At 70.8% G+C, this 462-nt stretch carries 1 protein-coding gene; it reads left to right on the top strand.

The window, feature by feature from the left end:
• Positions 1-462 (top strand): carbamoyltransferase C-terminal domain-containing protein (locus tag ACU8YE_RS25035; RefSeq protein ID WP_446930252.1); only part of this gene is annotated, 462 nt, incomplete at both ends.

Raw genomic sequence — 462 nt, forward strand, 5'->3', positions numbered from 1 at the left:
GCCGAGCGGAATTCGGGCCCCGGGCGCTCGGCAACCGCTCGATCCTGGCCGACCCGCGCCCCGAGGGCGCCAAGGACGCGCTCAACGCCAAAGTGAAATACCGGGAGGCGTTTCGGCCCTTCGCGCCGTCGATCCTGGCGGAGGCGGGGCCGGACTGGTTCGAGGACTATTCCGACAGCCCCTACATGGAGCGGACCCTGGTCTGGCGGGAGGCGGTCCGCGCCCGCGTGCCGGCGGTGGTCCACGCGGACGGCACCGGCCGGCTCCAGAGCGTCACGGCGGCGCGGAACCCGGCCTATGCGGCGCTGATCGGCGCCTTCGCGGAGATCACCGGCGTGCCGATCCTGCTCAACACCAGCTTCAACATCATGGGCAAACCGATCCTGCACGGCGCCGAGGACGCGATCCTGATGTTCTACACCACCGGCCTCGACGCCCTGGTGGTCGAGGACTGGCTGGTGG

Source organism: Ralstonia sp. VS2407, from assembly GCF_052950655.1.